General features: G+C 70.4%; 24 protein-coding genes. 19 read left to right on the top strand and 5 right to left on the bottom strand.

What is annotated here, in order from left to right:
* Window positions 1-48 precede the first annotated feature (48 nt).
* Genes infB through AC5Y6X_RS07300 form a run of 3 tightly spaced genes read left to right on the top strand, consistent with a single transcriptional unit; the run spans window position 49 to window position 4228 of the window.
* Window positions 49-2757 (top strand): translation initiation factor IF-2, encoded by a 2709-nt coding sequence (gene infB / locus AC5Y6X_RS07290; protein ID WP_499985581.1) that lies wholly within the window; start codon window positions 49-51, stop codon window positions 2755-2757.
* A gap of 12 nt (window positions 2758-2769) precedes the next feature.
* Window positions 2770-3243: a 30S ribosome-binding factor RbfA gene (gene rbfA, locus AC5Y6X_RS07295; RefSeq protein WP_324680642.1), complete on the top strand. Its 474-nt coding sequence runs from the start codon at window positions 2770-2772 to the stop codon at window positions 3241-3243.
* On the top strand, window positions 3218-4228 hold the full coding sequence (locus AC5Y6X_RS07300; protein ID WP_499985582.1) for a DHH family phosphoesterase: 1011 nt from the start codon (window positions 3218-3220) through the stop codon (window positions 4226-4228). Before rbfA ends, AC5Y6X_RS07300 begins: the two co-directional genes overlap by 26 nt.
* On the opposite strand, the gene AC5Y6X_RS07305 is transcribed toward AC5Y6X_RS07300, so the two are convergent.
* Complete coding sequence (locus AC5Y6X_RS07305) at window positions 4225-4974, bottom strand: enoyl-CoA hydratase (protein WP_324680638.1); 750 nt, start codon at window positions 4972-4974, stop codon at window positions 4225-4227. The genes AC5Y6X_RS07300 and AC5Y6X_RS07305 overlap by 4 nt on opposite strands.
* A gap of 44 nt (window positions 4975-5018) precedes the next feature.
* On the opposite strand from AC5Y6X_RS07305, the gene AC5Y6X_RS07310 reads away from it, so the two are divergent.
* Window positions 5019-5288: a DUF2277 family protein gene (locus tag AC5Y6X_RS07310; protein ID WP_499985583.1), complete on the top strand. Its 270-nt coding sequence runs from the start codon at window positions 5019-5021 to the stop codon at window positions 5286-5288.
* A 19-nt stretch (window positions 5289-5307) separates the two neighbouring features.
* Window positions 5308-5880 carry a DUF1802 family protein gene (locus AC5Y6X_RS07315; RefSeq protein ID WP_499985585.1) on the top strand — a complete coding sequence of 191 codons (573 nt, stop codon included), beginning with the start codon at window positions 5308-5310 and terminating at the stop codon, window positions 5878-5880.
* Here the strand turns inward: AC5Y6X_RS07315 and AC5Y6X_RS07320 are convergent.
* Both AC5Y6X_RS07320 and AC5Y6X_RS07325 read right to left on the bottom strand, forming a co-directional pair.
* Entirely contained in the window at window positions 5839-7545 is a 1707-nt protein-coding gene (locus tag AC5Y6X_RS07320; RefSeq protein ID WP_499985587.1) for a CocE/NonD family hydrolase, read from the bottom strand. The genes AC5Y6X_RS07315 and AC5Y6X_RS07320 overlap by 42 nt on opposite strands.
* 49 nt (window positions 7546-7594) lie before the next feature.
* Complete coding sequence (locus tag AC5Y6X_RS07325; protein ID WP_499985589.1) at window positions 7595-8188, bottom strand: DUF3558 domain-containing protein; 594 nt, start codon at window positions 8186-8188, stop codon at window positions 7595-7597.
* Window positions 8189-8337: 149 nt separating this feature from the next.
* Between AC5Y6X_RS07325 and pptH the strand changes: the two genes are divergently transcribed.
* From pptH to AC5Y6X_RS07350, 5 genes are read left to right on the top strand one after another with little or no spacing between them, the layout of a single operon-like run.
* Window positions 8338-9303, top strand: coding sequence for an ACP phosphodiesterase PptH (pptH, locus tag AC5Y6X_RS07330; RefSeq protein WP_499985590.1), 966 nt, complete (start codon window positions 8338-8340; stop codon window positions 9301-9303).
* A complete protein-coding gene (pptT, locus tag AC5Y6X_RS07335) occupies window positions 9300-9980 on the top strand; it encodes a 4'-phosphopantetheinyl transferase PptT (protein WP_499985591.1) in 681 nt (226 codons plus the stop codon). The genes pptH and pptT overlap by 4 nt, the downstream gene beginning before the upstream one ends.
* Complete coding sequence (truB, locus tag AC5Y6X_RS07340) at window positions 9977-10855, top strand: tRNA pseudouridine(55) synthase TruB (protein ID WP_499985593.1); 879 nt, start codon at window positions 9977-9979, stop codon at window positions 10853-10855. Before pptT ends, truB begins: the two co-directional genes overlap by 4 nt.
* A 22-nt stretch (window positions 10856-10877) precedes the next feature.
* Window positions 10878-12068 (top strand): lipid-transfer protein, encoded by a 1191-nt coding sequence (locus AC5Y6X_RS07345; protein WP_499985595.1) that lies wholly within the window; start codon window positions 10878-10880, stop codon window positions 12066-12068.
* A 7-nt stretch (window positions 12069-12075) separates the two neighbouring features.
* The gene (locus tag AC5Y6X_RS07350) at window positions 12076-13314 is read left to right on the top strand and encodes an acyl-CoA dehydrogenase family protein (RefSeq protein WP_499985596.1); all 1239 of its coding nucleotides are present in this window, start codon (window positions 12076-12078) and stop codon (window positions 13312-13314) included.
* 78 nt (window positions 13315-13392) lie between these two features.
* Here AC5Y6X_RS07350 and mntR read toward each other — a convergent pair whose 3' ends face one another.
* Window positions 13393-14097, bottom strand: a complete 705-nt coding sequence (mntR, locus tag AC5Y6X_RS07355) for a manganese-binding transcriptional regulator MntR (protein ID WP_324680617.1) — start codon at window positions 14095-14097, stop codon at window positions 13393-13395.
* Between the two features lie 47 nt (window positions 14098-14144).
* On the opposite strand from mntR, the gene AC5Y6X_RS07360 reads away from it, so the two are divergent.
* The 5 genes from AC5Y6X_RS07360 (at window position 14145) to AC5Y6X_RS07380 (ending at window position 20458) form a co-directional block, all read left to right on the top strand.
* Entirely contained in the window at window positions 14145-15128 is a 984-nt protein-coding gene (locus AC5Y6X_RS07360) for a bifunctional riboflavin kinase/FAD synthetase (protein ID WP_499985598.1), read from the top strand.
* A gap of 105 nt (window positions 15129-15233) precedes the next feature.
* Window positions 15234-15503, top strand: a complete 270-nt coding sequence (rpsO, locus tag AC5Y6X_RS07365; protein WP_324680613.1) for a 30S ribosomal protein S15 — start codon at window positions 15234-15236, stop codon at window positions 15501-15503.
* 317 nt (window positions 15504-15820) lie between these two features.
* Window positions 15821-18097 (top strand): polyribonucleotide nucleotidyltransferase, encoded by a 2277-nt coding sequence (locus tag AC5Y6X_RS07370; protein ID WP_499985599.1) that lies wholly within the window; start codon window positions 15821-15823, stop codon window positions 18095-18097.
* Window positions 18078-19409: a M16 family metallopeptidase gene (locus AC5Y6X_RS07375; RefSeq protein WP_499985601.1), complete on the top strand. Its 1332-nt coding sequence runs from the start codon at window positions 18078-18080 to the stop codon at window positions 19407-19409. Before AC5Y6X_RS07370 ends, AC5Y6X_RS07375 begins: the two co-directional genes overlap by 20 nt.
* A 5-nt stretch (window positions 19410-19414) precedes the next feature.
* Entirely contained in the window at window positions 19415-20458 is a 1044-nt protein-coding gene (locus AC5Y6X_RS07380) for a nitronate monooxygenase (RefSeq protein WP_499985602.1), read from the top strand.
* Window positions 20459-20467: 9 nt separating this feature from the next.
* On the opposite strand, the gene ald is transcribed toward AC5Y6X_RS07380, so the two are convergent.
* The gene (ald, locus tag AC5Y6X_RS07385; RefSeq protein WP_499985604.1) at window positions 20468-21583 is read right to left on the bottom strand and encodes an alanine dehydrogenase; all 1116 of its coding nucleotides are present in this window, start codon (window positions 21581-21583) and stop codon (window positions 20468-20470) included.
* A gap of 67 nt (window positions 21584-21650) precedes the next feature.
* Between ald and aldR the strand changes: the two genes are divergently transcribed.
* The 4 genes from aldR to AC5Y6X_RS07405 all read left to right on the top strand — a co-directional run bounded on the left by aldR (window position 21651) and on the right by AC5Y6X_RS07405 (window position 25468).
* A complete protein-coding gene (gene aldR / locus AC5Y6X_RS07390) occupies window positions 21651-22178 on the top strand; it encodes an HTH-type transcriptional regulator AldR (RefSeq protein WP_499985605.1) in 528 nt (175 codons plus the stop codon).
* 20 nt (window positions 22179-22198) lie between these two features.
* Entirely contained in the window at window positions 22199-22666 is a 468-nt protein-coding gene (locus AC5Y6X_RS07395; protein WP_499985606.1) for an SRPBCC family protein, read from the top strand.
* Window positions 22667-22747: 81 nt separating this feature from the next.
* Window positions 22748-23671 (top strand): metal-dependent hydrolase, encoded by a 924-nt coding sequence (locus tag AC5Y6X_RS07400; RefSeq protein WP_499985607.1) that lies wholly within the window; start codon window positions 22748-22750, stop codon window positions 23669-23671.
* 3 nt (window positions 23672-23674) lie between these two features.
* Entirely contained in the window at window positions 23675-25468 is a 1794-nt protein-coding gene (locus AC5Y6X_RS07405) for an SDR family oxidoreductase (RefSeq protein ID WP_499985609.1), read from the top strand.

Here is a 25468-nt window from a genome sequence, read left to right on the forward strand (position 1 = left end):
CCGAGGCGCGGCCGGCCCACGACTGTCGCCTCATAGACAGGAGATGTAGTGGCAGGTAAGGCCCGCGTACACGAGTTGGCCAAGGAACTCGGTGTCACCAGTAAGGAAGTGCTCGCCCGGCTGAATGAACAGGGCGAATTCGTCAAATCCGCGTCGTCGACGGTAGAGGCGCCGGTCGCCCGCCGGCTGCGCGAATCGTTCGGCGGGGGCAAGCCCGCCGCCGACAAGGCCGCCAAGGCTCCCGCCAAGGCGGCCAAGGCGGCCGACAAGGGGGTCGACAAGTCCGTCGGCAACGGTGAGGCCGGCGCGCCGGCCAAGCGTGCCGACGCCGTCGCCCAGGGTTCCCCGGCCGCGACGGCCGAAGCGCCGGCGCCCCAGGCGCCCGGACGGCCCGCGCCGCCCCCGGGTCAGCCTGCAGGCCCGGCCCCCGGCCAGCCGACCCAGGGCATGGCGCCGGGGCCGCGTCCCGGTCCGGCGCCGAAGCCCGGCGTGCGCACCCCGCGCGTCGGCAACAACCCGTTCTCGTCGGCGCAACCCGTCGACCGCCCCATTCCCCGTCCGCCCGCGCCCCGTCCCGGCGCGGCCCGGCCCGGGATGCCCCGCCCGGGGGTGTCGCCGGGCAGCATGCCGCCCCGTCCCGGCGGGGCCGCGGCGCAGGGTCGCCCGGCCCGCGCCGGTGGGCCCCGGCCCGGGGGCGGCCGGCCCGGTGGGCCCGGTGGCGGCCGCTCCGACGGCGGCGGCGGTAACTACCGCGGCGGCGGCGGGGGCGGCGTCGGCGCCGCGCCCGGTGGTTTTCGCGGCCGTCCCGGTGGCGGCGGCCGTCCCGGACAGCGCGGCGGCGCCGCGGGCGCGTTCGGCCGTCCCGGCGGTGCGCCCCGGCGCGGCCGCAAGTCCAAGCGGCAGAAGCGCCAGGAATACGACTCGATGCAGGCGCCGGTCGTCGGCGGTGTGCGGTTGCCGCACGGCAACGGCGAGACGATCCGGCTGGCGCGCGGGGCGTCGCTGTCCGACTTCGCCGAGAAGATCGACGCCAACCCGGCCGCGCTGGTGCAGGCGCTGTTCAACCTCGGCGAGATGGTGACGGCCACCCAGTCGGTCGGCGACGAGACGCTCGAGCTGCTGGGCAGTGAGATGAACTACAACGTCCAGGTCGTGTCCCCCGAGGACGAGGACCGCGAGCTGCTCGAGTCGTTCGACCTCACCTACGGCGAGGACGAGGGCACCGAGGAGGACCTGCAGACCCGTCCGCCGGTGGTGACCGTGATGGGCCACGTCGACCACGGTAAGACCCGGCTGCTGGACACCATCCGCAAGGCCAACGTCCGCGAGGCCGAGGCCGGCGGCATCACCCAGCACATCGGCGCCTACCAGGTGTCCGTCGACCTCGACGGCACCGAGCGGCTGATCACCTTCATCGACACCCCGGGCCACGAGGCGTTCACCGCCATGCGTGCCCGCGGCGCCAAGGCCACCGACATCGCGATCCTGGTGGTCGCCGCCGACGACGGCGTGATGCCGCAGACGGTGGAGGCCATCAACCACGCGCAGGCCGCCGACGTGCCGATCGTGGTGGCGGTGAACAAGATCGACAAGGAGGGCGCCGACCCGGCCAAGATCCGCGGGCAGCTCACCGAATACGGTTTGGTGCCAGAGGAATTCGGCGGCGACACGATGTTCGTTGACATCTCGGCGAAGGTCGGCACCAACATCGAGGCGCTGGAGGAGGCGGTGCTGCTGACCGCGGACGCCGCCCTGGACCTGCGGGCCAACCCCGACATGGAGGCCCAGGGTGTGGCGATCGAGGCGCACCTGGACCGCGGACGCGGGCCCGTCGCAACGGTTTTGGTGCAGCGCGGGACGCTGCGCGTCGGCGACTCGGTGGTCGCGGGCGACGCCTACGGGCGGGTGCGCCGCATGGTCGACGAGCACGGCGAGGACGTCGAGGAGGCGCTGCCGTCGCGGCCGGTGCAGGTCATCGGCTTCACGTCGGTGCCCGGCGCGGGCGACAACTTCCTGGTCGTCGACGAGGACCGCATCGCCCGCCAGATCGCCGACCGGCGCAGCGCCCGCAAGCGCAACGCGCTGGCGGCCCGCAGCCGCAAGCGGATCAGCCTGGAGGACCTGGACTCGGCGCTGAAGGAAACCAGCCAGCTGAACCTGATCCTCAAGGGCGACAACGCCGGCACGGTCGAGGCGCTGGAGGAGGCCCTGATGGGCATCCAGGTCGACGACGAGGTCGCGCTGCGGGTCATCGACCGCGGCGTCGGCGGCATCACCGAGACCAACGTCAACCTGGCGTCGGCCTCGGACGCGGTGATCATCGGCTTCAACGTGCGCGCCGAGGGGAAGGCGACGGAGCTGGCCAACCGCGAGGGCGTGGACATCCGCTACTACTCGGTGATCTACCAGGCGATCGACGAGATCGAGAAAGCCCTGCGCGGCATGCTCAAGCCGATCTACGAGGAGAACGAGCTGGGGCGCGCCGAGATCCGCGCGATCTTCCGGTCCTCGAAGGTCGGCATCATCGCCGGCTGCATGATCACCTCCGGCATCGTGCGCCGCAACGCCAAGGCCCGGCTGCTGCGCGACAACATCGTCGTCGCCGACAACCTCACGGTGACCTCGCTGCGGCGGGAGAAGGACGACGTGACCGAGGTCCGCGAGGGCTTCGAGTGCGGTATGACGTTGGGCTACAACGACATCAAGGAAGGCGACGTCATCGAGACCTACGAGCTGGTGCAAAAGGAGCGCACCTGATGGGCGGCCGGCATGGCTGACCCCGCTCGGGCGCGCCGGCTGGCCAAGCGGATCAACACGATCGTCGCCTCGGCGATCGAGTTCGAGATCAAGGATCCCGGGCTGGACGGGGTGACCATCGTCGACACGAAGGTGACGGCCGACCTGCACGACGCGACGGTGTTCTACACGGTGATGGGGCGAACGCTGGACGACGAGCCGGACTACGGTGCCGCGGCGGCCGCGCTGGAGCGGGCCAAGGGCACGCTGCGCACCAGGGTCGGCGCGGGCACCGGGGTGCGCTTCACCCCCACGCTGACGTTCACCCGGGACACGACGTCCGACCACGTGCGGCGGATGGACGAGCTGCTGGCCCGTGCCCGCGCGGCGGACGCCGATCTGGCGCGGGTTCGGGTGGGTGCCAAGCCGGCGGGGGAGGCCGATCCGTACCGTGATAGCGGGCCCGACGCTAAGGACACCGGTGACGACGATCAACGCGAAGACTGAGCCGCCCGCCGCCCCGATCGCGGGGGCGCGGGTCGACGCCGCCGGCGCCGCCGAGTTGCTGTCGGCGGCGACGACGATCGCGGTGATCTGCCACGTCCACCCGGACGCCGACACCATCGGCGCCGGGCTGGCGCTGGCCACGGTCCTGGACAGGTGCGGCAAGGCCGTCGAGGTCAGTTTCGCCGCGCCGGAGGCGTTGCCGGAGTCGCTGCGGTCGCTGCCCGGGTGCCACCTGCTGGTCGGCCCCGACGAGATCCGCCGCGACGTGGATCTTGTTGTGACCGTTGATGTTCCGAGCGCCAAGCGGCTCGGTGCCCTGATCGACCTGGCCGGCCCGGACCACCACCTGCTGGTGATCGACCACCACGCCTCCAACGACATGTTCGGCACCGCCAACTTCGTCGACCCGACGGCGGACTCCACCACGCTGTTGGTCGCCGAGCTTCTCGACGCGTGGGGCAAGCCGATCGACACCGATGTCGCGCACTGCATCTACGCGGGGCTGACGACCGACACCGGGTCGTTCCGCTGGGCCAGCGCCCGGGCGCTCCGGCTGGCGGCCCGGCTGGTGGACGCCGGCGTGAACAACGCCGCGATCAGCCGGGCGCTGATGGACACCCATCCGTTCGCGTGGCTGCCGCTGCTGTCGCGGGTGCTGGGCTCGGCGCAGCTGGTGCCCGACGCGGCGGGCGGCCGCGGCCTGGTCTACGCGGTCGTCGACAACTCCGAATGGGTCAATTCGCGCCCGGAGGAAGTCGAGAGCATCGTCGACATCGTGCGCACAACGCAGCAGGCCGAGGTGGCCGCCGTGTTCAAGGAGGTCGACCCGCAGCACTGGTCGGTGTCCATGCGGGCCAAGTCCGACGTGGATCTGGCGGCGGTCGCGTCGGTGTTCGGCGGCGGTGGTCACAAGCTGGCCGCCGGCTATTCGATCAACGGGTCGATCGACGACGCCGTCGCGTCACTGCGCGCCGCGCTCGGCTAGCGCACCTGGGAGCGTCCGCGTTGCAGCACGGCCTCGCGGTTGGCGGCGATGTCGGCACCGCTGGTCCGGAATTGGCGGGCCGCCATGGCCTCCAGCCAAAGCCCCTCGCTGGTTTGCGACTCGTCGATCCGGTGGTAGGACGCCAGCAACGCCCGCACCGCGTCCTGGTTGTTGCCGACGATGCTGGCCGCCACCCCGCGGGCGGCGGCCGGCAACTTCTCGTGCGGCACCACCTCGGTCACCAGCCCGGCCCGCAGCGCGTCGGCGGCCGACAGGTAGTCGCCGGTCAGGCTCATCCGCCGGGCCAGGCCGACGCCCACCTTCTGCGGTAATCGCACGCTCAACCCCCAGGTGGGCAGCAGCCCCACCCGGGCGTGGGTGTCGGCGAAACGCGCCCGCTCCGAGGCGATCACGATGTCGCAGTACAGGACCAGCTCCAGGCCGCCGGTGACCGCGGCGCCGTTGACGGCGCCGATGACCGGCTTGGTCATCGGCGGCCAGCGCGGCGAGATGTCCGGCAGCGCCGACTCGCTGCCCAGCTCCTTGAGATCCAGCCCGGCGCAGAACACCGGGTCGGCGCCGGTGAGGATGACGACGTCGACGTCGTCGTCGGCCTCCGCGTCGGCCAGGGCGCCGAAGAACCGGTCCCGCAACGCCGAGGACAGCGCGTTGCGGGATTGCGGCCGGTTCAGCGTCAGGGTTCGCACCCGCTCGTCGGTGCCGATCAGCAGGATGTCGTCGGTCATGACAACACCGTAGAGGCCCGCGGCCCGCGGTTATCGTTGAGGGCATGTGCCGGAACATCACCGAATTGCGGGGCTTGCAGCCCGCGGCCACGGCCGAGGAGATCGCCGCCGCCGCGCGCCAGTACGTGCGCAAGGTCAGCGGCATCACCCGCCCGTCCGCAGCCAACGCCGAGGCGTTCGAGGCCGCGGTGGCCGAGGTCACCGAGACGACGACGCGGTTGCTGCGCGCCCTGCCGCCGCGGCGCCAGCCGCCCAAGACCGTCCCGCCGCTGCGCCGGCCCGAGGTGGTGGCCCGGCTGGCCGCGGCGAAATGACCGGCGAAATGGCGGCGAATTGACCTTGACGGCAACCGCACCCGCGCTCAAGGAGTGGAGCGCGGTCGTGCACGCGCTGCTGGACGGCCGCCAGCGGGTGCTGTTGCGCAAGGGCGGCATCCATGAGAAGCGGTTCGAGGTGGCGGCGCAGGAGTTCCTGCTGTTTCCGACGGTCGCGCACAGCCACGCGCAGCGCGTCCGGCCCGAGCATCGCGACCTGTTGCCACCGGCGGCCGCCGACAGCACCGACGAGCACCTGGTGATCCGGGCCGCCGCGAAAGTTGTTGCCGCACAAGAGGTCAACCGGCCCGACGGGCTGGCGGCGATCGAGGATCTGCACATCTGGACGCCCGAGTCGGTGCGGGCCGATCGGCTCGACTTCCGGCCCAAGCACAAACTGGCCGTGTTGGTGGTCTCCGTGATCCCGTTGGCCGAGCCGGTGCGAATCACCCGCACCCCCGAGTACGCGGGCTGCAAGAGCTGGGTGCAGCTGCCGGTGCGGCCGGACCTGGCGGCGCCCGTCCATGACCCCGTCTATAGCGAAGCCGCGCTAGCCGAGGTCGCCGTCCGGGTCCGCGACGCCGTCGGCTGACGGGTCGGGCGGGCCGACGGGAAGCAGCAGCCGGGAGCGCTCGTAGCGCACGGTGTGGGTGGCCGGCTTCGACTGCCGGCCCGTCAGAATCGGTTCGCCCGTGCCGAGATTGCGCGCGTAGCGGGGAAACCAGCTGCCGGCGATCAGCAGGCGGATGCGCGAGCCGGCCCGGAAACGGTGGGCGATCCCGTCGAGCTCGATGCGCACCGTCCCTCTAACCGCCTTGGTGGCGGCCCCCAGCCGGCGGTAGCCGTCGCTGACATTTCGGGAGCGGCCCTTGGCATCGACCTCGCTCACCCGGACGAACAGGTCGACATGCGGATTGTCCGCGGCATGCGCGAGCTCGACGACGGGGCTGCCGTACACGCACAGGTCGCGGGTGAGGGTCGCGCCGGTGAAGGCGAGCACGTCGTCGCGCAATGCGAGCCGGCTGTCGTCGCGGTAGCCACCGTTCAGGGAGAGCAGCGGGCCACCGGTTGTGGGCGTCGGGTCGGCGGGGTCGTAGCGAAACGTCGCCGGTGCCACGCCGGCCAGGCCGGTCGGCGCGACCTCGTCCAGATACCGCCCGGGCCGCAGGTACAGCGCGTGCTCGGTGGTCTTGGGCGGCCAGTCGTTCAGGTTGTGCCACCCGTGGCCGGTGACGCAGACGCGGACGCGGCTGGGGCGGCTCGGCGTGCCGTCACCCAGGTGGGCGTCCAGCCAGTCCAGCGATTCTCGCGCGCAGGCGGCCAATCCCTTGGTGAGCAGCTGGGTGTGCGTCCAGGGGCCGATCGTGAGGGCGGTGTCGACGCGCCGGCGGCGCAGATGCGTGTACTGCTGCAGGGTCTGCCGCAGGAAGATGTCCTGCCAGCCACCCAGCAGGAGCACCGGCACCTGCACGCGATCGAGCGCCTCGCCGAACCGCAGTGCCTCCCAGAACGATTCGTCGTGTTCGGGAGGGCGGGCCCACGATTCGAACCAGGGCGCACCGTCGCCGAGCAGGGCCCGGGCCGCGGCGCCCATCGGTATTCCGGCCGCCGCGTCGGCGACCTTGCGGGGACCCAGCAGTTGCGGGACTGCCGTCGAGATTCGCCTGGGACCCTCCTGCCGGGCCACCAGGTCGCTCCAGGCCAAAAAGTCGTTGACCGCGAACGAGCCGGTGCCCCACACGGAGGCCAGGAAATCGTGCGGGCCCGCGGTGATCACGGCCGCCGCCAGTTCCGGCGGCGGATCGGACGCCAGCAGCGCCCACTGCGTGAATCCAAGATACGAGATCCCGATCGTCGCGAACCGGCCGGTGAACCAGGGCTGCTCGCGCAGCCACCCGACGGTGTCGGCGCCGTCGGCGGACTCGTTGACCATCGGCTCGAACCGCCCGCCGGACCCGAACGTCCCGCGCACGCTCTGCAACACCACGTGGTAGCCGCGGGCGGCATACAGCCTGGCGAAGACCAGCGAGAAGGGAAATCCCCGCCCGTAGGGGCCGCGGACCAGCACGGTGCCGGCGGGTGCCGGGGTGGTCGGCGCGTAGTGGTCGGCCACCAGGTGGACCCCGTCGCGCATCGGGACCCCGACCCGATGCACGGTGTACTCGGTGGTCGCCCGCGGCAGACGCAACGCTCGGCCAAGGGCGTTGTCGCCGAGTCGCTTCAGGGATGTCTTCACGGGTGTTGCCGTCACGACCATCAGGCTAAAGGCCGACCGGCCACGGTTGCCCTTTGACGTGGACGATCGCCTAGAACTTGTAGTACGGCGCCAGGTCGTTGGCCCGCTGCAGGTTGGTTGACGGGCAGTCGACCTCGGGGTTGGAGTAGATCGTCGAGTAGTACAGCGCCTGCTGCAGCACCCCGTAGCTGGTCTTGAACGCGACCATGCAGGAGAAGTACCAGTAGCTGTTGTGATAGGTCGGCTTGAGGACCCAGTACGTGGCGGCGCGGTGCCCGGCGATCGTGGTCTCCAGGGCGTCCGGCGGCAGCGACTCCTCGTACTTGCGCCAGATGATGGGCTCGACGGCCACCTGGTAGTTGCCCGCGTCGAAGTGGCAGCGCAGCCCGTCCTCGTGTTCGGGCGGGGTGAACGCCAACCCGAGCCGCTGCACGACGTCGAACGGGATGTCCTCGCACGCGTCGAACGGGCGCGGGTCGGTGGTCGCCACGATCGGGCTCTTCATCGTGGTCTCCGGGGTCTCCAGCGGCGCGGCGGTCGATCGCAGCTCGACGGCCTTGCGCGCGGCCGGCGCGGGCGGGCCGCTTTGCCAGCCCACCGTGCCGCCCAGCGCCGCCGCGATCAGCGCAGCGACCGCCCCGATCAGACGCACCCTGGTGAACACGACACCCCCTGACGCCTCGGCGGGCCCTTGCCGGGAGTGTACAAGTCGGGTCAGCACCGTCACAGTGAAACGAGAACATGTTCTAATCCCCCCGGGCAAGGGCCCGGCCGAAACCGGCTCGTCGCGCCGGGTCGTTAGGCTGGTCTGTCGTGGCGAGTCAGCAGTCGAGCAACGGGGGACAACCAACCCTGTGGGCCGTCTCCGACCTGCACACCGGGCACATCGGCAACAAGCCGGTCACCGAGTCGCTGCACCCGTCGTCGCCGGACGATTGGCTGATCGTCGCCGGCGACGTCGCCGAACGCACCGACGACATCCGCTGGGCGCTCGACCTGCTGCGACGCCGGTTCGCCAAGGTGATCTGGGTGCCGGGCAACCACGAGCTGTGGACCACCAACCGGGATCCCGTGCAGGTCTTCGGGAAGGCCCGCTACGACTACCTGGTCAACATGTGCGACGAGATGGGCGTCGTCACGCCCGAGCATCCGTTCCCGGTGTGGACCGAGCGCGGCGGCCCGGCCACCATCGTGCCGATGTTCCTGCTCTACGACTACAGCTTCTTGCCGGAGGGGGCGATGAGCAAAGCCGAGGGGCTGGCCATCGCGCGGGAGCGCAACGTGGTGGCCACCGACGAGTTCCTGCTGTCGCCGGAGCCCTACCCCACCCGCGAGGCCTGGTGCCGGGAGCGGCTCGAGGTCACCCGCGACCGCCTCGAACAGCTGGACTGGATGACGCCGACCGTGCTGGTCAACCACTTCCCGCTGGTGCGCGAGCCCTGCGACGCGCTGTTCTACCCGGAGTTCTCGCTGTGGTGCGGCACCACCAAGACCGCCGACTGGCACACCCGCTACAACGCCGTCTGCTCGGTCTACGGCCACCTGCACATCCCGCGGACCACCTGGCACGACGAGGTGCGCTTCGAGGAGGTGTCGGTGGGATACCCGCGGGAGTGGCGGCGCCGCAAGCCCTACACGTGGCTGCGGCAGGTGCTGCCCGACCCGCAATACGCGCCGGGCTACCTCAACGACTTCGGCGGCCACTTCGTGATCACCCCCGAGATGCGCCGGCAGGCCGCACAGTTCCGGGAACGGTTGCGGCAGCGGCAGTCACGATGACGGCGCACACACTGGTGTCGTCGGTGCTGCCGGCGTCCGGGGACCTGGCGCATTCGGAGGTCTACACCGACCCGCCCGGCCTGTCCCCGCTGCCCGAGGAGGAGCCGCTGATCGCCCGCTCGGTTGCCAAGCGGCGCAACGAGTTCGTCACCGTGCGCCACTGCGCGCGGATGGCGCTGGATCAGCTCGGCGTGCCGCCGGCGCCGATCCTCAAGGGCGACAAGGGACAACCGTGCTGGCCCGACGGCGTGGTCGGCAGCCTCACGCACTGCACGGGCTACCGCGGCGCGGTGGTGGGGCGCAGCGGCCCGGTGCGTTCGGTGGGCATCGACGCCGAACCGCACGACGTGCTGCCCGACGGCGTGCTGGACGCGATCACCCTCGAAGAGGAGCGCCACGAGATCGCCGCCCTGCCCGAGGGCCTGCACTGGGACCGAATCCTGTTCTGCGCCAAGGAGGCAACCTATAAGGCGTGGTTTCCGCTGACCGAGCGTTGGCTGGGCTTCGAGGACGCGCACGTGGTGTTCGACGTCGATCCCGCGGCCGGGGGAGCCGCCGGGGTGTTCGTCTCCAAGATCCTGATCGACGGCGCCGCCCTGTCGGGCCCGCCGCTGACCGCGCTGCGGGGGCGCTGGTCGGTCGATCGCGGGCTGGTGCTGACCGCGATCGTGCTATGAGCGCGGGCATTGTCGTCGTCGACAAGCCCGCCGGAATGACCAGTCACGACGTCGTGGGGCGGTGCCGCCGGATCTTCTCCACCCGCCGGGTGGGACACGCGGGGACGCTGGACCCGATGGCCACCGGCGTGCTGGTGATCGGGGTCGAGCGCGCCACCAAGATCCTCGGCCTGCTGACGGCGGCGTCGAAGTCGTATGCGGCGACCGTCCGCCTCGGCCAGACCACCACCACCGATGACGCGGAAGGCGAAGTGCTGCAATCTGTTTCGGCCGAGCGCGTGACGCGGGAGGCGATCGAGGCCGCGGTCGCGGGGCTGCGCGGCGAGATCCGGCAGGTGCCGTCGACCGTCAGCGCGATCAAGGTCGGCGGGCGTCGCGCCTACCGGTTGGCGCGTGAGGGCCGCGACGTGCAACTCGAGGCCCGACCGGTGCGCATCGACCGGTTCGAGGTGTGCGACGTCCGGTCCCACGACCGGGTCGTCGACGTCGACGTCGAGGTCGACTGCTCGTCGGGGACCTACATCCGCGCGCTGGCCCGCGACCTGGGCGCGGCGCTGGGCGTCGGCGGGCACCTGACGTCGTTGCGGCGCACCCGGGTCGGCCGGTTCGCGGTGGGACAGGCGCGCTCGCTCGACGACCTGGCCGAGCGGCCCCGGCTGAGCTTCACGCTGGACGAGGCGTGCCTGCTGATGTTTCCGCGCCGCGAGCTGACCGCCGCGGAGGCCGAGGCCACCGGCCACGGCCGGTCGCTGACGCCGGCCGGCATCGATGGCGTCTACGCGGCCACCGACCCGGACGGCCGGGTGATGGCGCTGCTGCGCGACGAGGGCTCGCGGACCAAACCGGTGGTCGTCATCCGGCCCGCGACGCTGTAGACACCCGCCGTACGCTAGGGCAATGACAAACAAGGTTTACGTCGTCGGCGTCGGCATGACGAAGTTCGAGAAGCCGGGCCGCCGCGAGGGCTGGGACTACCCGGACATGGCGCGGGAGTCGGGGACCAACGCGCTGGCCGACGCCGGCATCGACTACGGCGAGGTGCAGCAGGGCTACGTCGGCTACGTCGCCGGCGACTCGACGTCGGGGCAGCGGGCGCTGTACGAGCTGGGCATGACCGGCATCCCGATCGTCAACGTCAACAACAATTGCTCGACGGGCTCGACGGCGCTTTTCCTGGCGGCGCAGGCCGTCCGCGGCGGCCTGGTCGACTGCGCGATCGCGCTGGGCTTCGAGAAGATGCAGCCGGGCGCGCTGAGCGGCGGCGCGCAGGACCGCGAGTCGCCGATGGGCAAGCACGTCAAGGCGATGGCCGAGATCGACGAGTTCGCGATGCCCGTCGCGCCGTGGATGTTCGGCGCCGCCGGCCGCGAGCACATGCGGCAGCACGGCACCACCGCCGAGCACTTCGCCAAGATCGGCTACAAGAACCACAAGCACTCGGTGAACAATCCCTTCGCGCAGTTCCAGGAGTCCTACACCCTCGATGACATCCTGGCGGCCCGGATGATCTCCGACCCGCTGACCAAGCTGCAGTGCTCGCCCACGTCGGACGGCTCGGGCGCGGCCATCGTGGCCTCCGAGCGCTTCGTCGACAGCCACGGGCTGGCCGGACAGTCGGTGGAGATCGTCGGGCAGGCGATGACGACGGACTTCGCCTCGACGTTCGACGGCAGCGCCAAGAACCTCATCGGCTACGACATGAATGTCCAAGCGGCGCAACAGGTTTATGACCAGTGCGGGCTCGGGCCCGCCGACTTCCAGGTGATCGAGCTGCACGACTGCTTCTCGGCCAACGAGCTGCTGCTCTACGAGGCCCTCGGCCTGTGCGGCCCGGGTGAGGCGCCCAAGCTGATCGACAACGGCGACACCACCTACGGCGGACGCTGGGTGGTCAACCCGTCCGGCGGCCTGATCTCCAAGGGGCACCCGCTGGGCGCGACGGGTCTGGCGCAGTGCGCCGAGCTGACCTGGCAGCTGCGCGGCACCGCGGACAAGCGTCAGGTCGACAACGTCAGCGCCGCTTTGCAGCACAACATCGGGCTGGGCGGCGCCGCCGTCGTCACCGCCTACCAGCGCGCCGAACGCTAAGGGCGCCATGATCGAGTGGTCCGACACCGACCTGATGGTGCGGGACGCCGTCCGCCAGTTCATCGACAAGGAGATCCGCCCGCACCTCGACGAGCTGGAGACGGGCGCGCTGTCGCCCTATCCGATCGCCCGCAAGCTGTTCAGCCAGTTCGGCCTCGACGTCATGGCCGCCGAGGCCGTCCAGAAGATGCTGGACTCCGAGCGTGCGGGGAACCGCGAAAGCGGTGGCGGCTCAGGCGGTTTCGGCGGCGGCGCGCAGGCGTCGATGATGGCGGTGCTGGTCTCCGAGATCGCCGGCGTCAGCATCGGGCTGCTGAGCACCGCGTCGGTCAGCATCGGCCTGGGCGCGGCGACCATCGCCAGCCGCGGCACGCTGGCCCAGAAGGAACGCTGGCTGCCCGACCTGATGACGCTGAAAAAGATCGCGGCGTGGGCCATCACCGAGCCGGACTCCGGCTCGGACGCGTTCGGCGGCATGAAGACTAACGTCAAGCGCGACGGCGAGGACTACATCCTCAACGGGCAGAAGACCTTCATCACCAACGGGCCCTACGCCGACGTCCTGGTGGTCTACGCCAAGCTCGACGAGGGCGACGCCTCCTTGAGCAAGGAAGACAAGCGGAACCGGCCGGTGGTCGTCTTCGTGCTCGACGCGGGCATGCCGGGCCTGACGCAGGGCAAGCCGTTCAAGAAGATGGGCATGATGTCCTCGCCGACGGGCGAGCTGTTCTTCGACAACGTGCGGCTGAGCCCCGACCGGCTGCTCGGCGAGAGCGAACAGCACGGCGACGGCCGCGACAGCGCCCGCGCCAACTTCGCCGCCGAGCGGATCGGGATCGCGATGATGGCTTTGGGCATCATCAACGAATGCCACCGGCTGTGCGTGGATTACGCCAAGAGCCGCACGCTGTGGGGCCGCAACATCGGGCAGTTCCAGCTGATCCAGCTCAAGCTGGCCAAGATGGAGATCGCCCGAATGAACGTGCAGAACATGGTGTTTCAGGTGATCGAGCGGCAGCGGGCCGGCAAGCCGCTGACGCTGGCCGAGGCGTCGGCGATCAAGCTGTACTCGTCGGAGGCCGCCACCGACGTCGCGATGGAGGCCGTGCAGCTGTTCGGCGGCAACGGCTACATGGCCGAGTACCGGGTGGAGCAGCTGGCCCGCGACGCGAAGTCGCTGATGATCTACGCCGGCAGCAACGAGGTCCAGGTCACCCACATCGCCAAGGGCCTGCTGGGCACCTAGCCCCGCATCGCCGAGAGTGAAGCTGTTGCGAATCCGCCGCCGAAATCTCGCAGCAGTTTCACGCTCGGCGAAGGACCGTCAGGCCGTCACCCAGATCGCGCGGGCCGCCGGGCTGCCCAGGTCGACGGTGGCCTCGGCGCCGTCGGCGCATTCGATCGCCACCGAGATCATGCCGGCGAATTCGCGGCGGGTCAGCACCCGCACCCGGGAGTCGAGGCTGATCCCGACGCTGTCGAAGTAGCGCAGCATCTCCGGATCGGAGTCGGAGATGCGGGCCACCGTCCCGGTGTCGCCGTCGCCGCACGCCCACAGCTGCCGGGCGGGGGGCGTCGGGACCTGCCCGTCGGAGGCGGGGATCGGGTCGCCGTGCGGGTCGCGCCGCGGGAATCCCAGCTTGGCGTCGATGCGGGCCACCAGCCGGTCCGACACCGCGTGCTCGAGCACCTCCGCCTCGTCGTGCACCTCGTCCCAGCCGTAGCCGAGCTCGTTGACCAGGAAGGTCTCCAGCAGCCGGTGGCGGCGCACCATCTCCAGCGCGGCCCGCCGGCCCGCCTCGGTCAGGGTCACCGCCCCGTACTTCTCGTGATCCACCAGGCCCTGCTCGGCCAGCTTGCGGATCGACTCCGACGCGGTGCTGGCGGACACGCCGATCTTCTCGGCCAGCATCTTGGTGCTGACCCGCTGCGGCGCCCCCGCGGGCGACCACTCCTGGGCATTCCAGATGACCTTCAGATAGTCCTGGCCAACCGCGGTGAGACCGCCAGGCTCGTCGTCAGCCCTCACAAGCAGAAAGTTTAGGCGCGAACCTGCGACGCCGTAGGCTTGCGGTCGTGCAGCGGTGGCGGGGCCAGGACGAGATCCCCACGGACTGGGGCAGATGCGTGGTCACCATCGGGGTCTTCGATGGTGTGCACCGCGGCCATGCCGAGCTCATCGCGCACGCCGTGAAGGCCGCCCGCACCCGCAACGTTCCTTCCGTGTTGATGACGTTCGACCCGCACCCGATGGAAGTGGTCTATCCCGGCAGCCACCCCGCGCAGCTGACCACGCTGACCCGCCGCGCCGAGCTCGTCGAGGAGCTGGGCATCGACGTCTTCCTGGTGATGCCGTTCACGACCGACTTCATGAAGCTCACCCCGGAGCGCTACGTCCACGAGCTGCTGGTGGAACACCTGCACGTGGTGGAGGTCGTGGTGGGCGAGAACTTCACCTTCGGCAAGAAGGCCACGGGCAACGTCGACACCCTGCGCAAGGCCGGCGCGCGGTTCGGATTCGCGGTCGAGTCGATGTCGCTGCTGTCCGAGCACCACAGCAACGAAACCGTCACGGTCTCCTCCACCTATGTCCGGTCCTGCGTGGACGCCGGCGACATGGTCGCGGCCACCGAGGCGCTGGGCCGCCCGCACCGCGTCGAGGGCGTGGTGGTCCGCGGCCACGGCCGCGGCGCGGAGCTGGGCTTTCCCACCGCGAACGTGGCGCCGCCGATGTATTCGGCCATCCCCGCCGACGGCGTGTACGCCGCCTGGTTCACCGTCCTCGGGCACGGTCAGGGGGCGGGGGCCCCCGGGGCGATGGTCCCCGGCGAGCGCTACGAGGCCGCCGTCTCCGTCGGCACCAATCCGACCTTCTCCGGACGCACCCGCACGGTCGAGGCGTTCGTCCTCGACACCACCGCCGACCTGTACGGGCAGCACGTGGCCCTGGACTTCGTCGCGCGCATCCGCGGGCAGCGCAAGTTCGACTCGGTGGGCGACCTCATCGCCGCGATGGACAACGACACCGAGCGGGCGCGCGCGCTGCTCTCGGCGGGCTGACCGGCCGGGCTGCTAAACTGCCGGACGACATCGGCGCGCGCTGCGGTTCGCGGTGGCCGCGCCTTGATACCTCGATGATCGCGGACCAATTGATGGAGTAGCTTCGTGGCGCTTACAGCCGAGCAGAAAAAAGAAATCCTCAGCCAGTACGGCCTGCACGACACCGACACCGGGTCCCCGGAGGCGCAGATCGCGCTTCTGACCAGGCGGATCGCGGACCTGACCGAGCACCTCAAGGTGCACAAGCACGACCACCACTCGCGGCGGGGATTGCTGCTGCTGGTCGGGCGCCGGCGGCGGCTGATCAAGTACATCTCCCAGATCGACGTCGAGCGGTACCGCTCGCTGATCGAGCGGCTGGGTCTGCGGCGCTGACCCGGGCGAATCCGCCCGTGTAGAGTGAGAGCGTTCTGGGCCCACCCGGCCCGGGCAAACGGTGCGGTTCGCGCAGATCCGCGCGTGCCGTTCCAGCGTGTCACTGTGCACGTCCAAGGGAGCTGCCCGGTCTGCATCGGGCGGTCTTCGGTAGTGGCTGCCGGGCTCTCCGGATCTGGGGCAGGTCGGCCGCTTCGATCGATGGCCGTAGCCGCATTCAGACTTCTTCCTCTCAGGGAAATTTGGGAAGCTCTCGGGGTAGTTGCGCGCGACGACGCGAAAAAGCTGAATAACCCAGAGAGGCCGTACGGACACCCATGTCTGTAGCTGAAATAGAAAAAGGCGTGTTCGAGGCAACCGCCACCATCGACAACGGGAGCTACGGCACCCGCACCGTCCGATTCGAGACCGGCAGGCTGGCCCAGCAGGCCGCCGGCGCCGTGGTCGCTTACCTGGACGAGGAGAACATGCTGCTGTCGGCGACCACCGCCAGCAAGTCCCCCAAGGAGCACTTCGACTTCTTCCCGCTGACCGTCGACGTCGAGGAGCGGATGTACGCCGCGGGCCGCATCCCCGGTTCGTTCTTCCGCCGCGAGGGCAGGCCGTCCACCGACGCGATCCTGACCTGTCGGCTCATCGACCGTCCGCTGCGCCCGTCGTTCGTGGACGGCCTGCGCAACGAGATCCAGATCGTGGTGACGATCCTGAGCCTGGACCCCAACGACCTCTACGACGTGCTGGCCATCAACGCCGCGTCGGCCTCCACCCAGCTGGGCGGCCTGCCGTTCTCCGGCCCCATCGGGGGTGTGCGGGTGGCGCTGATCGACGGCACCTGGGTCGCGTTCCCCACCGTCGAGCAGATCGAACGGGCGGTGTTCGACATGGTGGTGGCCGGCCGGATCGTCGGCCAACACGAAGGCAAGCCCGACGTGGCGATCATGATGGTCGAGGCCGAGGCCACCGAGAACGTCATCGAGCTCGTCGAGCGCGGCGCCCAGGCCCCGACGGAAAGCGTTGTGGCGCAGGGCCTGGAGGCGGCCAAGCCGTTCATCGCCGTGCTGTGCGCGGCCCAGCAGGAGCTCGCCGACGCCGCCGCGAGGCCGACCAACGAGTACCCGGTGTTCCCCGACTACGCCGACGACGTGTACTACTCGGTGTCCTCGGTGGCCACCGACGAGCTGGCCGCCGCGCTGACCATCCCCGGCAAGGCCGAACGCAACGAGCGCACCGAGGAGATCAGGGCACAGGTTCTGGAGCGGTTCACCGGAGACTCCGGCACCTACGCGGGCCGCGAGAAGGAGGTCAGCGCCGCGTTCCGGTCGCTGACCAAGAAGCTGGTGCGCCAGCGCATCCTCACCGACCACTTCCGCATCGACGGCCGGGGCATCACCGACATCCGCGCGTTGTCGGCCGAGGTCGCCGTCGTGCCGCGCGCGCACGGCAGCGCGCTGTTCGAGCGCGGCGAGACGCAGATCCTGGGCGTGACGACGCTGGACATGGTCAAGATGGCCCAGCAGATCGACTCGCTGGGGCCCGAGACGTCCAAGCGCTACATGCATCACTACAACTTCCCGCCGTTCTCCACCGGCGAGACCGGCCGGGTCGGCTCGCCCAAGCGGCGCGAGATCGGGCACGGCGCCCTGGCCGAGCGCGCCCTGATCCCGGTGCTGCCCAGCGTCGAGGAGTTCCCGTACGCGATCCGGCAGGTGTCGGAGGCGCTGGGCTCCAACGGCTCGACGTCGATGGGCTCGGTGTGCGCCTCCACGCTGGCGCTGCTCAACGCCGGGGTGCCGCTGAAGGCGCCGGTGGCGGGCATCGCGATGGGCCTGGTCTCCGACGACGTCGAGACCGACGGTCGCACCGAGCGCCGCTTCGTGACGCTGACCGACATCCTGGGCGCCGAGGACGCGTTCGGCGACATGGACTTCAAGTGCGCCGGCACCAAGGACTTCGTCACCGCGCTGCAGCTGGACACCAAGCTCGACGGGATCCCGTCGCAGGTGCTGGCGGGCGCGCTCGAGCAGGCCCGCGATGCCCGGCTGACCATCCTGGAGGTCATGGCCGAGGCCATCGACTCGCCCGACGAGATGAGCCCGTACGCGCCGCGGGTGACCACCATCAAGGTCCCGGTCGACAAGATCGGCGAGGTCATCGGCCCCAAGGGCAAGGTCATCAACGCCATCACCGAGGAGACCGGCGCGCAGATCTCCATCGAGGACGACGGCACCGTGTTCGTCGGCGCCACCGACGGGCCGTCGGCGCAGGCCGCGATCGACAAGATCAACGCCATCGCCAACCCGCAGCTGCCGACGGTGGGGGAGCGATTCCTCGGAACCGTGGTCAAAACAACGGATTTCGGCGCCTTCGTGTCGCTGCTGCCGGGGCGCGACGGGCTGGTGCACATCTCCAAACTCGGCAAGGGCAAGCGGATCGCGAAGGTCGAGGACGTGGTGAACGTCGGCGACAAGCTGCGGGTCGAGATCGCCGACATCGACAAGCGCGGCAAGATCTCGCTGGTCCTGCTGGGCGAAGAGGACAGCACGGCCCCCGACGCCCCGGCGGCCGCGCCAGCCGATGCCGCCAGTTCCGTTTAGAAGGCCAGCAGCCGCCGAAGCCGCGCCCGAACATCGCCTGCGCCGCACCACCCTGCCGGGCGGGTTGCGGGTGGTCACCGAGTACCTGCCGGCGGTGCGATCCGCGTCGGTCGGCGTCTGGGTCGGCGTCGGGTCGCGGGACGAGGGCGCCAGCGTGGCCGGGGCGGCGCACTTCCTGGAGCACCTGCTGTTCAAGTCGACCCCGACCCGCAACGCCGTGGACATCGCGCAGGCGATGGACGCGGTCGGCGGGGAGCTGAACGCGTTCACCGCCAAGGAGCACACCTGCTACTACGCGCACGTGCTCGACAGCGACCTGGAGCTGGCCGTCGACCTGGTCGCCGACGTGGTCCTCAACGGCCGCTGCGCCTCCGACGACGTCGAGCTCGAACGCGACGTGGTGCTCGAGGAGATCGCGATGCGCGACGACGACCCCGAGGACGCGCTGGGCGACATGTTCCTGGCGTCGCTGTTCGGCGATCACCCGGTGGGCCGGCCGGTGATCGGCACCGCGCGGTCGGTGTCGGCGATGACGCGGTCCCAGCTGCACTCGTTCCACGTGCGGCGCTACACGCCGGAGCGGATGGTGGTCGCGGTCGCCGGCAACGTCGACCACGACGAGGTGGTCGCGCTGGTGCGCGAGCACTTCGGGCCGCGACTGGTCCGCGGGCGCCACCCCGTCGCGCCGCGCAAGGGCTCCGGCCGGTTGAACGGCGGCGGCGGATTGCTGCTCGGACGCCGGGACGCCGAGCAGACCCACGTGTCCCTGGGCGTGCGCACGCCGGGGCGGCGGTGGGAGCACCGCTGGGCGCTGTCGGTGCTGCACACCGCGCTGGGCGGCGGGCTGAGTTCGCGGCTGTTCCAACAGGTTCGCGAGTTGCGCGGCCTGGCCTACTCGGTCTACTCGGCGCTGGACATCTTCGCCGACAGCGGCGCGCTGTCGGTGTACGCCGCCTGCCTGCCCGAGCGTTTCGCCGACGTGATGCGGGTGACCAGCGAGGTGCTGGAAGCGGTGGCGCGCGACGGCATCACCGAATCCGAATGCCGCATCGCGAAGGGCTCGTTGCGCGGCGGGCTCGTGCTGGGCCTGGAGGATTCCAGCTCCCGGATGAGCCGCATCGGCCGCAGCGAACTGAACTACGGCAGGCACCGCAGCATCGAGCACACCCTGCGGCAGATCGACGCGGTCACCGTCGACGAGGTCAACGCGGTGGCGCGACGGCTGCTGCGCAAGCGCTACGGCGCCGCGGTTTTGGGTCCGTACGCCTCGAAACGATCGCTGCCCCAACAACTTCGGGCGATGGTAAATTAGCGCAGATGGTGCTCGTTGACCAGAGGGTACTGGGCTTTTGGGACATCATGGTGCCCATCGTGGGCGCGCCGATGGCCGGGGGCCCGGGCACCCCGGCGCTGGCCGCCGCGGTGACCAACGCGGGCGGGCTCGGTTTCATCGCCGGCGGGTACCGCACCGCCGAGCAGTTCGCCGACGACATCGCCGCGGCGCGCGCGGCCACCACCGGCCCGCTCGGCGTCAACCTGTTTGTGCCCCAACCCAGTGTCGCCGACTGGGTGGCGCTGGAGTACTACGCGGAGGAGCTCGAGGACATTGCCGAGCATTACCAGGTCGAGGTCGGCCGGCCCGAGTACGGGGACAACGACGACTGGGAGCGCAAGCTGGAGGTCGTGGCCGACGTGCGCCCGGAGCTGGTGTCGTTCACCTTCGGCGTGCCGTCGCCGGACGTCATTCGCCGGCTGGGCGCGCTGGGGCTGTTGGTCATGATCACGGTGACGTCGGCCTACGAGGCCGGGGTCGCCATCGCCGCCGGCGCGGACAGCCTGGTGGTCCAGGGCCCGGGCGCGGGCGGGCACCGCGGCACGTTCGCGCCCGACATGGACCCCGGCACCGAGTCGCTGCACCAGCTGATCGACCGGATCCGCAGGGCGCACGACGTGCCGATCGTCGCGGCCGGCGGACTGGGCACCGCCGAGGACGTCGCGGCCGTGCTGCGCAGGGGGGCGGTGGCCGCGCAGGTGGGCACGGCGCTGCTGCTGTCCGACGAGGCGGGCACCAACCCGGCGCACCGCACCGCGATGGTGAACCCGCTGTTCGGCAGGACCATCGTCACGCGCGCGTTCTCGGGGCGGTACGCGCGCGGCCTGGAGAACGAGTTCATCCGCATCTTCGATCGCGTTGCGCCGCTGGGGTATCCGGAGGTGAACCAGATGACGGCGCCGATACGGGCGGCGGCGGCCCAGCTGGAGGACCCCGACGGGATGAACCTTTGGGCCGGAACGGGATTCAAGGATGCCCGGCCCGGGCCGGCGGCCGACATCGTGGCCGGCCTCGCCGCAACCGACTGAAGCCCGGCGTCAGGCCAGCAGGCTCGCCGGGTCGGTGAACTCCAGATCGAGGTCGGCGGCCACCCGATCGGACAGCAGCGCACCCTCGTGCGTCGAAAGCCCGTGTGCCAGCGCCGGATCCGACCGGCACGCCGCCCGCCAGCCGCGGTCGGCGAGCGTGAGCACGTAGGGCATCGTCGCGTTGGTCAGCGCGTACGTCGACGTCTTGGGCACCGCGCTGGGCATGTTGGTCACGCAGTAGAACAGCGTGTCGTGCACGGCGAAGGTGGGGCGATCGTGGGTGGTCGGCCGCGAATCCTCGAAGCAGCCGCCCTGGTCGATGGCGACGTCCACCAACACCGCACCCGGTTTCATCTGTGCCACAAGCGAATTCGAGACCAACTTGGGCGCCCTTCCGCCCGGCACCAGGACGGCGCCGATCACCAGGTCGGCCGCCTTGACGGCGGTTTCGAGCTCGTAGGCCGACGAGTGGCGGGTGCGGACCGCGCCCCCGAACGTGGCGTCGAGGCGTCGCAGCTTGTCGAGTTTGACGTCGAGGACGGTGACGGCCGCGCCCATGCCGCCGGCCACCCGGGCGGCGTTGTATCCCGCTGTGCCGCCGCCGATCACGACGACGTCGGCCGGTTCGACGCCGGGCACCCCGCCCATCAGCACGCCGCGCCCGCCGTGGGTGCGCATCAGGTGATACGCCCCGACCTGAGCGGAAAGCCGGCCCGCGACCTCGCTCATCGGCGCGAGCAGCGGCAGCGTGCCGTCGGCGGATTGGACGGTCTCATACGCGATCGAGGTCGTGCCCGACGACAACAACGCGTCGGTGCAGGCGCGCGACGCGGCCAAATGCAGGAACGTGAACAACACCTGGCCGGGCCGCAGGAAGCCGTACTCGTCGAGCGTCGGTTCCTTGACCTTGAGCAGCAGGTCGGCGTCCGACCACACCTGCCCGGCGGCACCGATCAACTGGGCGCCCGCCGCCTTGAAGTCCGCGTCGGCGATCGCCGACCCTTCCCCGGCGCCGGACTGGATGAGAACCTCGTGGCCGCGGCGGGTCAGTTCGACGACGCCCGACGGGGTGACGGCCACCCTGAACTCGTTGTTCTTGGTCTCGGTCACGACGCCGACGCGCATGACTCAAGTGTGAAGAAAGTTCGAAGGACCTTCAAACATGCTGACGATAATTCTATAGTGTGCGGGTATGCCCGATAAGTCGACGCCAGCTGCGGGTCCGCCGGGTGGCCCGCCGAAGGATGTTCGGCCCGCCGACCGGCCCGCCGACCTGGATGACGTGGACCGCCGGATCCTGGGTGTGCTGCACGCCGACGCGCGCATCGCCAACAACGCGCTCGCCGAGGCGGTCGGGATCGCGCCGTCGACCTGTCACGGCCGGGTGCGGCGGTTGCTGGAGCTCGGCGTCATCCGGGGTTTCTACACCGACGTCGACCCGGTCGCGGTGGGCATGCCGCTGCAGGCGATGATCTCCGTCAGCCTGCAGTCCAACGCGCGCGGCAAGATCCGCAGCTTCATCCGGCAGATCCGCCGCCGCCGGCAGGTGATGGACGTCTATTTCCTCGCCGGCGCCGACGATTTCCTGCTGCACGTCGCCGCCCGCGACACCGAGGACCTGCGCTCGTTCGTGGTCGAGAACCTCAACGCCGACGCCGACGTCGCCGGCACCCAGACCTCGCTGATCTTCGAGCACCTGCGCGGGGCGGCACCGATCTGAGTCGCGGTTATGATCCTCGAATGAGCGACCCGAGCGTGTCGGCCACCGTTGCGATCGACGCCCACCCCGACGTCGTCTATGGGCTCATCACCGACCTGCCGACGCTGGCGTCGCTTGCCGAGGAGGCGTACGCCATGGAGTGGCGCAAGGGCGATTCCGCGCGCCGGGGCGCGGTGTTCGCGGGCCACAACCGAAATGGCGGGAAGCGGTGGACCACCAAGTGCACCGTCACCGACGCCGAACCGGGCCGGCTGTTCGCGTTCGAGGTGCGACACACCGTCTTGCCCATCGCACGCTGGCAATACGACATCGTCTCGGCCGACGGCGGCTGCCGCGTCACCGAGAGCACCTGGGACCGCCGGCCGGGCTGGTTCCGCAAGATCGCCGGCAGGGCCACCGGCGTCGGCGATCGGGTGGCCGCCAACACCGAGCACATCCGGCTCACCCTGCAACGCCTCAAGCAGCGCGCCGAAAACCCCGGGGGATAAAAAACCCGGTACCGGCGGTTTCGCATATGTTGGGCGGTGTCACTATACTTGCCAAACGCGTGTAACCGCAGGTAGGGGGTCATGATGTTCACCGTCGACGACCAGGCAGCCGGTCCACACTATGGTCGGTCCGGGGCATCGCTGGACCACGAACGCCTCGTCCTCGAGGCGCGCGACGTCGAGTTCGACTGGGCGAAGCTGCCGTTGCACTACGTGCCCGGCGAACCTTTTGCCACCCACGTCCTGGACGTGCTGCACCTGCTGCTGCCCGCGGGCGAGGAGTTCTTCGTCGAGGTCTTCAAGAAGGCGTTGCCCCTGATCAAGGACGACCAGCTGCGGCTCGACGTGCAGGGATTCATCGGCCAGGAGGCGGTGCACTCCCAGGCGCACGCCGGAGTGCTGGACCACTTTGCCGCCCGGGGCATCGACGTGACGCCCTACACCGACCAGATCAAGTGGCTGTTCGAGAAGTTGCTGGGCGAGCGGCCGCGGTGGAGCGCGCGCCGACAGCACAGCTGGCTGCTGGAGCAGATCTCCTTCGTGTCGGCGATCGAGCACTACACCGCGATCCTGGGCGAGTGGATCCTTGACTCCCCGGCCCACGACGAGATCGGCACCGACAAAACGATGCTGGACATGCTGCGCTGGCACGGCGCCGAGGAGGTCGAGCACAAGGCGGTGGCCTTCGACACCATGAAGCACCTGCGGGCCGGGTATTTGCGGCAGGTGCGCACCCAGCTGGTGGTCAGCCCGGCGATGCTGTGGCTGTGGATCCGCGGGGTGCGGTTCATGTACTCGGTGGACCCGCAGCTGCCGCCCGGGACCAAGCCGCGCTGGCGCGACTACTTCCGCGCGGCGCGCCGCGGCCTGGTGCCGGGGCCGCGGCGGTTCATCCGGGTGGTGGGGAGCTACTACCGGCCGGGGTTCCACCCGTCACAGCTGGGCGGGCTGGGCCTGGCGGTCGACTACCTGGCCGTCTCGCCGGCCGCCCGCGCCTCGCACTGACCCATGACCGGAACCTCCGGCATCACGTCGCACGTCACCGGGTCCGCCGGCGTCGACCTGGCGGTGCACTCCTACACCGACATCGACCCGGCACGCCCGACCATCCTGGCCATTCACGGCTATCCCGACAACCACCACGTGTGGGACGCGGTCGCCGAGGAGTTCGCCGAGCGCTACCGGGACCGGTACAACGTCGTCGCCTACGACGTGCGCGGGGCCGGCGAATCGTCGCGTCCCGCAACACGATCCGGGTACGCGTTCGGGCAGCTGGTGTCCGACCTCGTCGCCGTGATCGACAGCCTGGGCGTCGAGCGGGTGCACCTGCTGGCCCACGACTGGGGCTCGATCCAGGCCTGGGCGGCGGTCACGGCTGATTCGGTGATGGGCGATTCCGTGATGGGCAGGATCGCCTCGTTCACCTCGATCTCGGGCCCGCACCTGCGGTACGCGGGCGCCTTCCTGCGATCCGGGCGCACGCCCCGGACGTTGGCCCGGGTTGCCAGGCAGCTGGTGGCGTCCGGATACATCGGCTTCTTCCTGTGCCCGGTGGTGCCCGAGCTGGCGTTTCGCTCGCGCATGGGCGTGAAAGTCGTTGAGGCCCTGGAACGCATCGGCCGGTCCAGCAGCCGCAGCCGGCACCGCAAGCCGGCGCGGTCGGTCGCCGACTACGTCAACGGGCTCAACCTGTACCGGGAGAACATGCCCGCGCCATTCCTGGCGCCGGGGCCGCTGCCGAAGACCACGGTCGCGGTGCAGGTGCTGGCGCCGCGCCGCGACATCTTCGTGACACCCGCCCTGCAGCGGTTCACCGGCTCGATTCCCGCCGGGGGCCGGGTGATTTCGATCGAGGGCGGGCACTGGGTGGTGACCTCGCGCCCCGAGGTCATCGCGCGGCTGACCGCCGAATGGGTCGATCGCAACACGGGCGCCTCGGCCGCCGACGACGGCGCGCCGGTCGCGCGCGGCGGCCCGCGCGAGGTGCGCGGCAAACTCGCGCTCGTCACCGGGGCGGGCGCCGGCATCGGCAGGGCCACCGCGGTGGAACTGGCCCGGCACGGCGCCCACAAGGTGGTGATCGTCGACCGCGATCTGGCGGCGGCCAACGAGACGGCGGACGCCGTCCGGGCGGCCTGCGCCGAGGCCGCGGTCTACCGGGCCGACGTCAGCGACGAGTCCGCGATGAACGACCTTGCCGCACAGGTCCTCACCGAGCACGGCGTGGTCGACATCCTGGTGAACAACGCCGGCATCGGGATGGCGGGCCGGTTCCTGGAGACCACCCCGGCGAATTGGGACGACATCATCGGGGTCAACCTGCGCGGCGTCATCTCCGGCAGCAGGGCGTTCGGCGCGCAGATGGTCGAGCGCGGCGAGGGCGGAACGATCATCAACGTGGCGTCGGCGGCGGCGTTCCTGCCGTCGAAGTCCATGGTCGCCTACGGCACCACCAAGGCGGCGGTGCTGGCGTTCAGCGAGTCGCTGCGGGCCGACCTCGCCGACGAGGGCATCACCGTGACGGCGGTGTGCCCGGGATTCGTCAACACCAACATCGCCAATAGCACCATCTACGCGGGCATGCCGGACGAACAGCAGGCCCGCGCCCGCGAGAAGGCGGACGCGGCCTACCGGCGGCGCAACTACACACCCGAGGCCACCGCCAGGGCCATCGTCAAGGCCGTCAGGACCGGCCCGGCCGTGCTGCCCATCGCCGCCGAGTCCAGGATCGGCTACGCGATGCGCCGCATCAGCCCGTCGGCGATCCGGCTCTTCGCGCGTTTCGATATCCGGCAGACGTAG

The sequence above is a fragment of the Mycobacterium sp. NGS26 genome (assembly GCF_059813025.1).

Excerpts from the sequence above, each read along its gene's own strand:
- AC5Y6X_RS07400 (WP_499985607.1), top strand. The coding sequence starts at position 22,748 with ATGATGTTCACCGTCGACGACCAGGCAGCCGGTCCACACTATGGTCGG.
- pptT (WP_499985591.1), top strand. The coding sequence starts at position 9,300 with ATGACGGCGCACACACTGGTGTCGTCGGTGCTGCCGGCGTCCGGGGAC.
- AC5Y6X_RS07370 (WP_499985599.1), top strand. The coding sequence starts at position 15,821 with ATGTCTGTAGCTGAAATAGAAAAAGGCGTGTTCGAGGCAACCGCCACC.
- AC5Y6X_RS07380 (WP_499985602.1), top strand. The coding sequence starts at position 19,415 with ATGGTGCTCGTTGACCAGAGGGTACTGGGCTTTTGGGACATCATGGTG.
- AC5Y6X_RS07350 (WP_499985596.1), top strand. The coding sequence starts at position 12,076 with ATGATCGAGTGGTCCGACACCGACCTGATGGTGCGGGACGCCGTCCGC.
- AC5Y6X_RS07305 (WP_324680638.1), bottom strand. The coding sequence starts at position 4,974 with ATGACCGACGACATCCTGCTGATCGGCACCGACGAGCGGGTGCGAACC.
- ald (WP_499985604.1), bottom strand. The coding sequence starts at position 21,583 with ATGCGCGTCGGCGTCGTGACCGAGACCAAGAACAACGAGTTCAGGGTG.
- aldR (WP_499985605.1), top strand. The coding sequence starts at position 21,651 with ATGCCCGATAAGTCGACGCCAGCTGCGGGTCCGCCGGGTGGCCCGCCG.
- rbfA (WP_324680642.1), top strand. The coding sequence starts at position 2,770 with ATGGCTGACCCCGCTCGGGCGCGCCGGCTGGCCAAGCGGATCAACACG.
- AC5Y6X_RS07395 (WP_499985606.1), top strand. The coding sequence starts at position 22,199 with ATGAGCGACCCGAGCGTGTCGGCCACCGTTGCGATCGACGCCCACCCC.
- AC5Y6X_RS07310 (WP_499985583.1), top strand. The coding sequence starts at position 5,019 with ATGTGCCGGAACATCACCGAATTGCGGGGCTTGCAGCCCGCGGCCACG.
- AC5Y6X_RS07345 (WP_499985595.1), top strand. The coding sequence starts at position 10,878 with ATGACAAACAAGGTTTACGTCGTCGGCGTCGGCATGACGAAGTTCGAG.
- AC5Y6X_RS07405 (WP_499985609.1), top strand. The coding sequence starts at position 23,675 with ATGACCGGAACCTCCGGCATCACGTCGCACGTCACCGGGTCCGCCGGC.
- AC5Y6X_RS07320 (WP_499985587.1), bottom strand. The coding sequence starts at position 7,545 with ATGGTCGTGACGGCAACACCCGTGAAGACATCCCTGAAGCGACTCGGC.
- truB (WP_499985593.1), top strand. The coding sequence starts at position 9,977 with ATGAGCGCGGGCATTGTCGTCGTCGACAAGCCCGCCGGAATGACCAGT.
- AC5Y6X_RS07375 (WP_499985601.1), top strand. The coding sequence starts at position 18,078 with ATGCCGCCAGTTCCGTTTAGAAGGCCAGCAGCCGCCGAAGCCGCGCCC.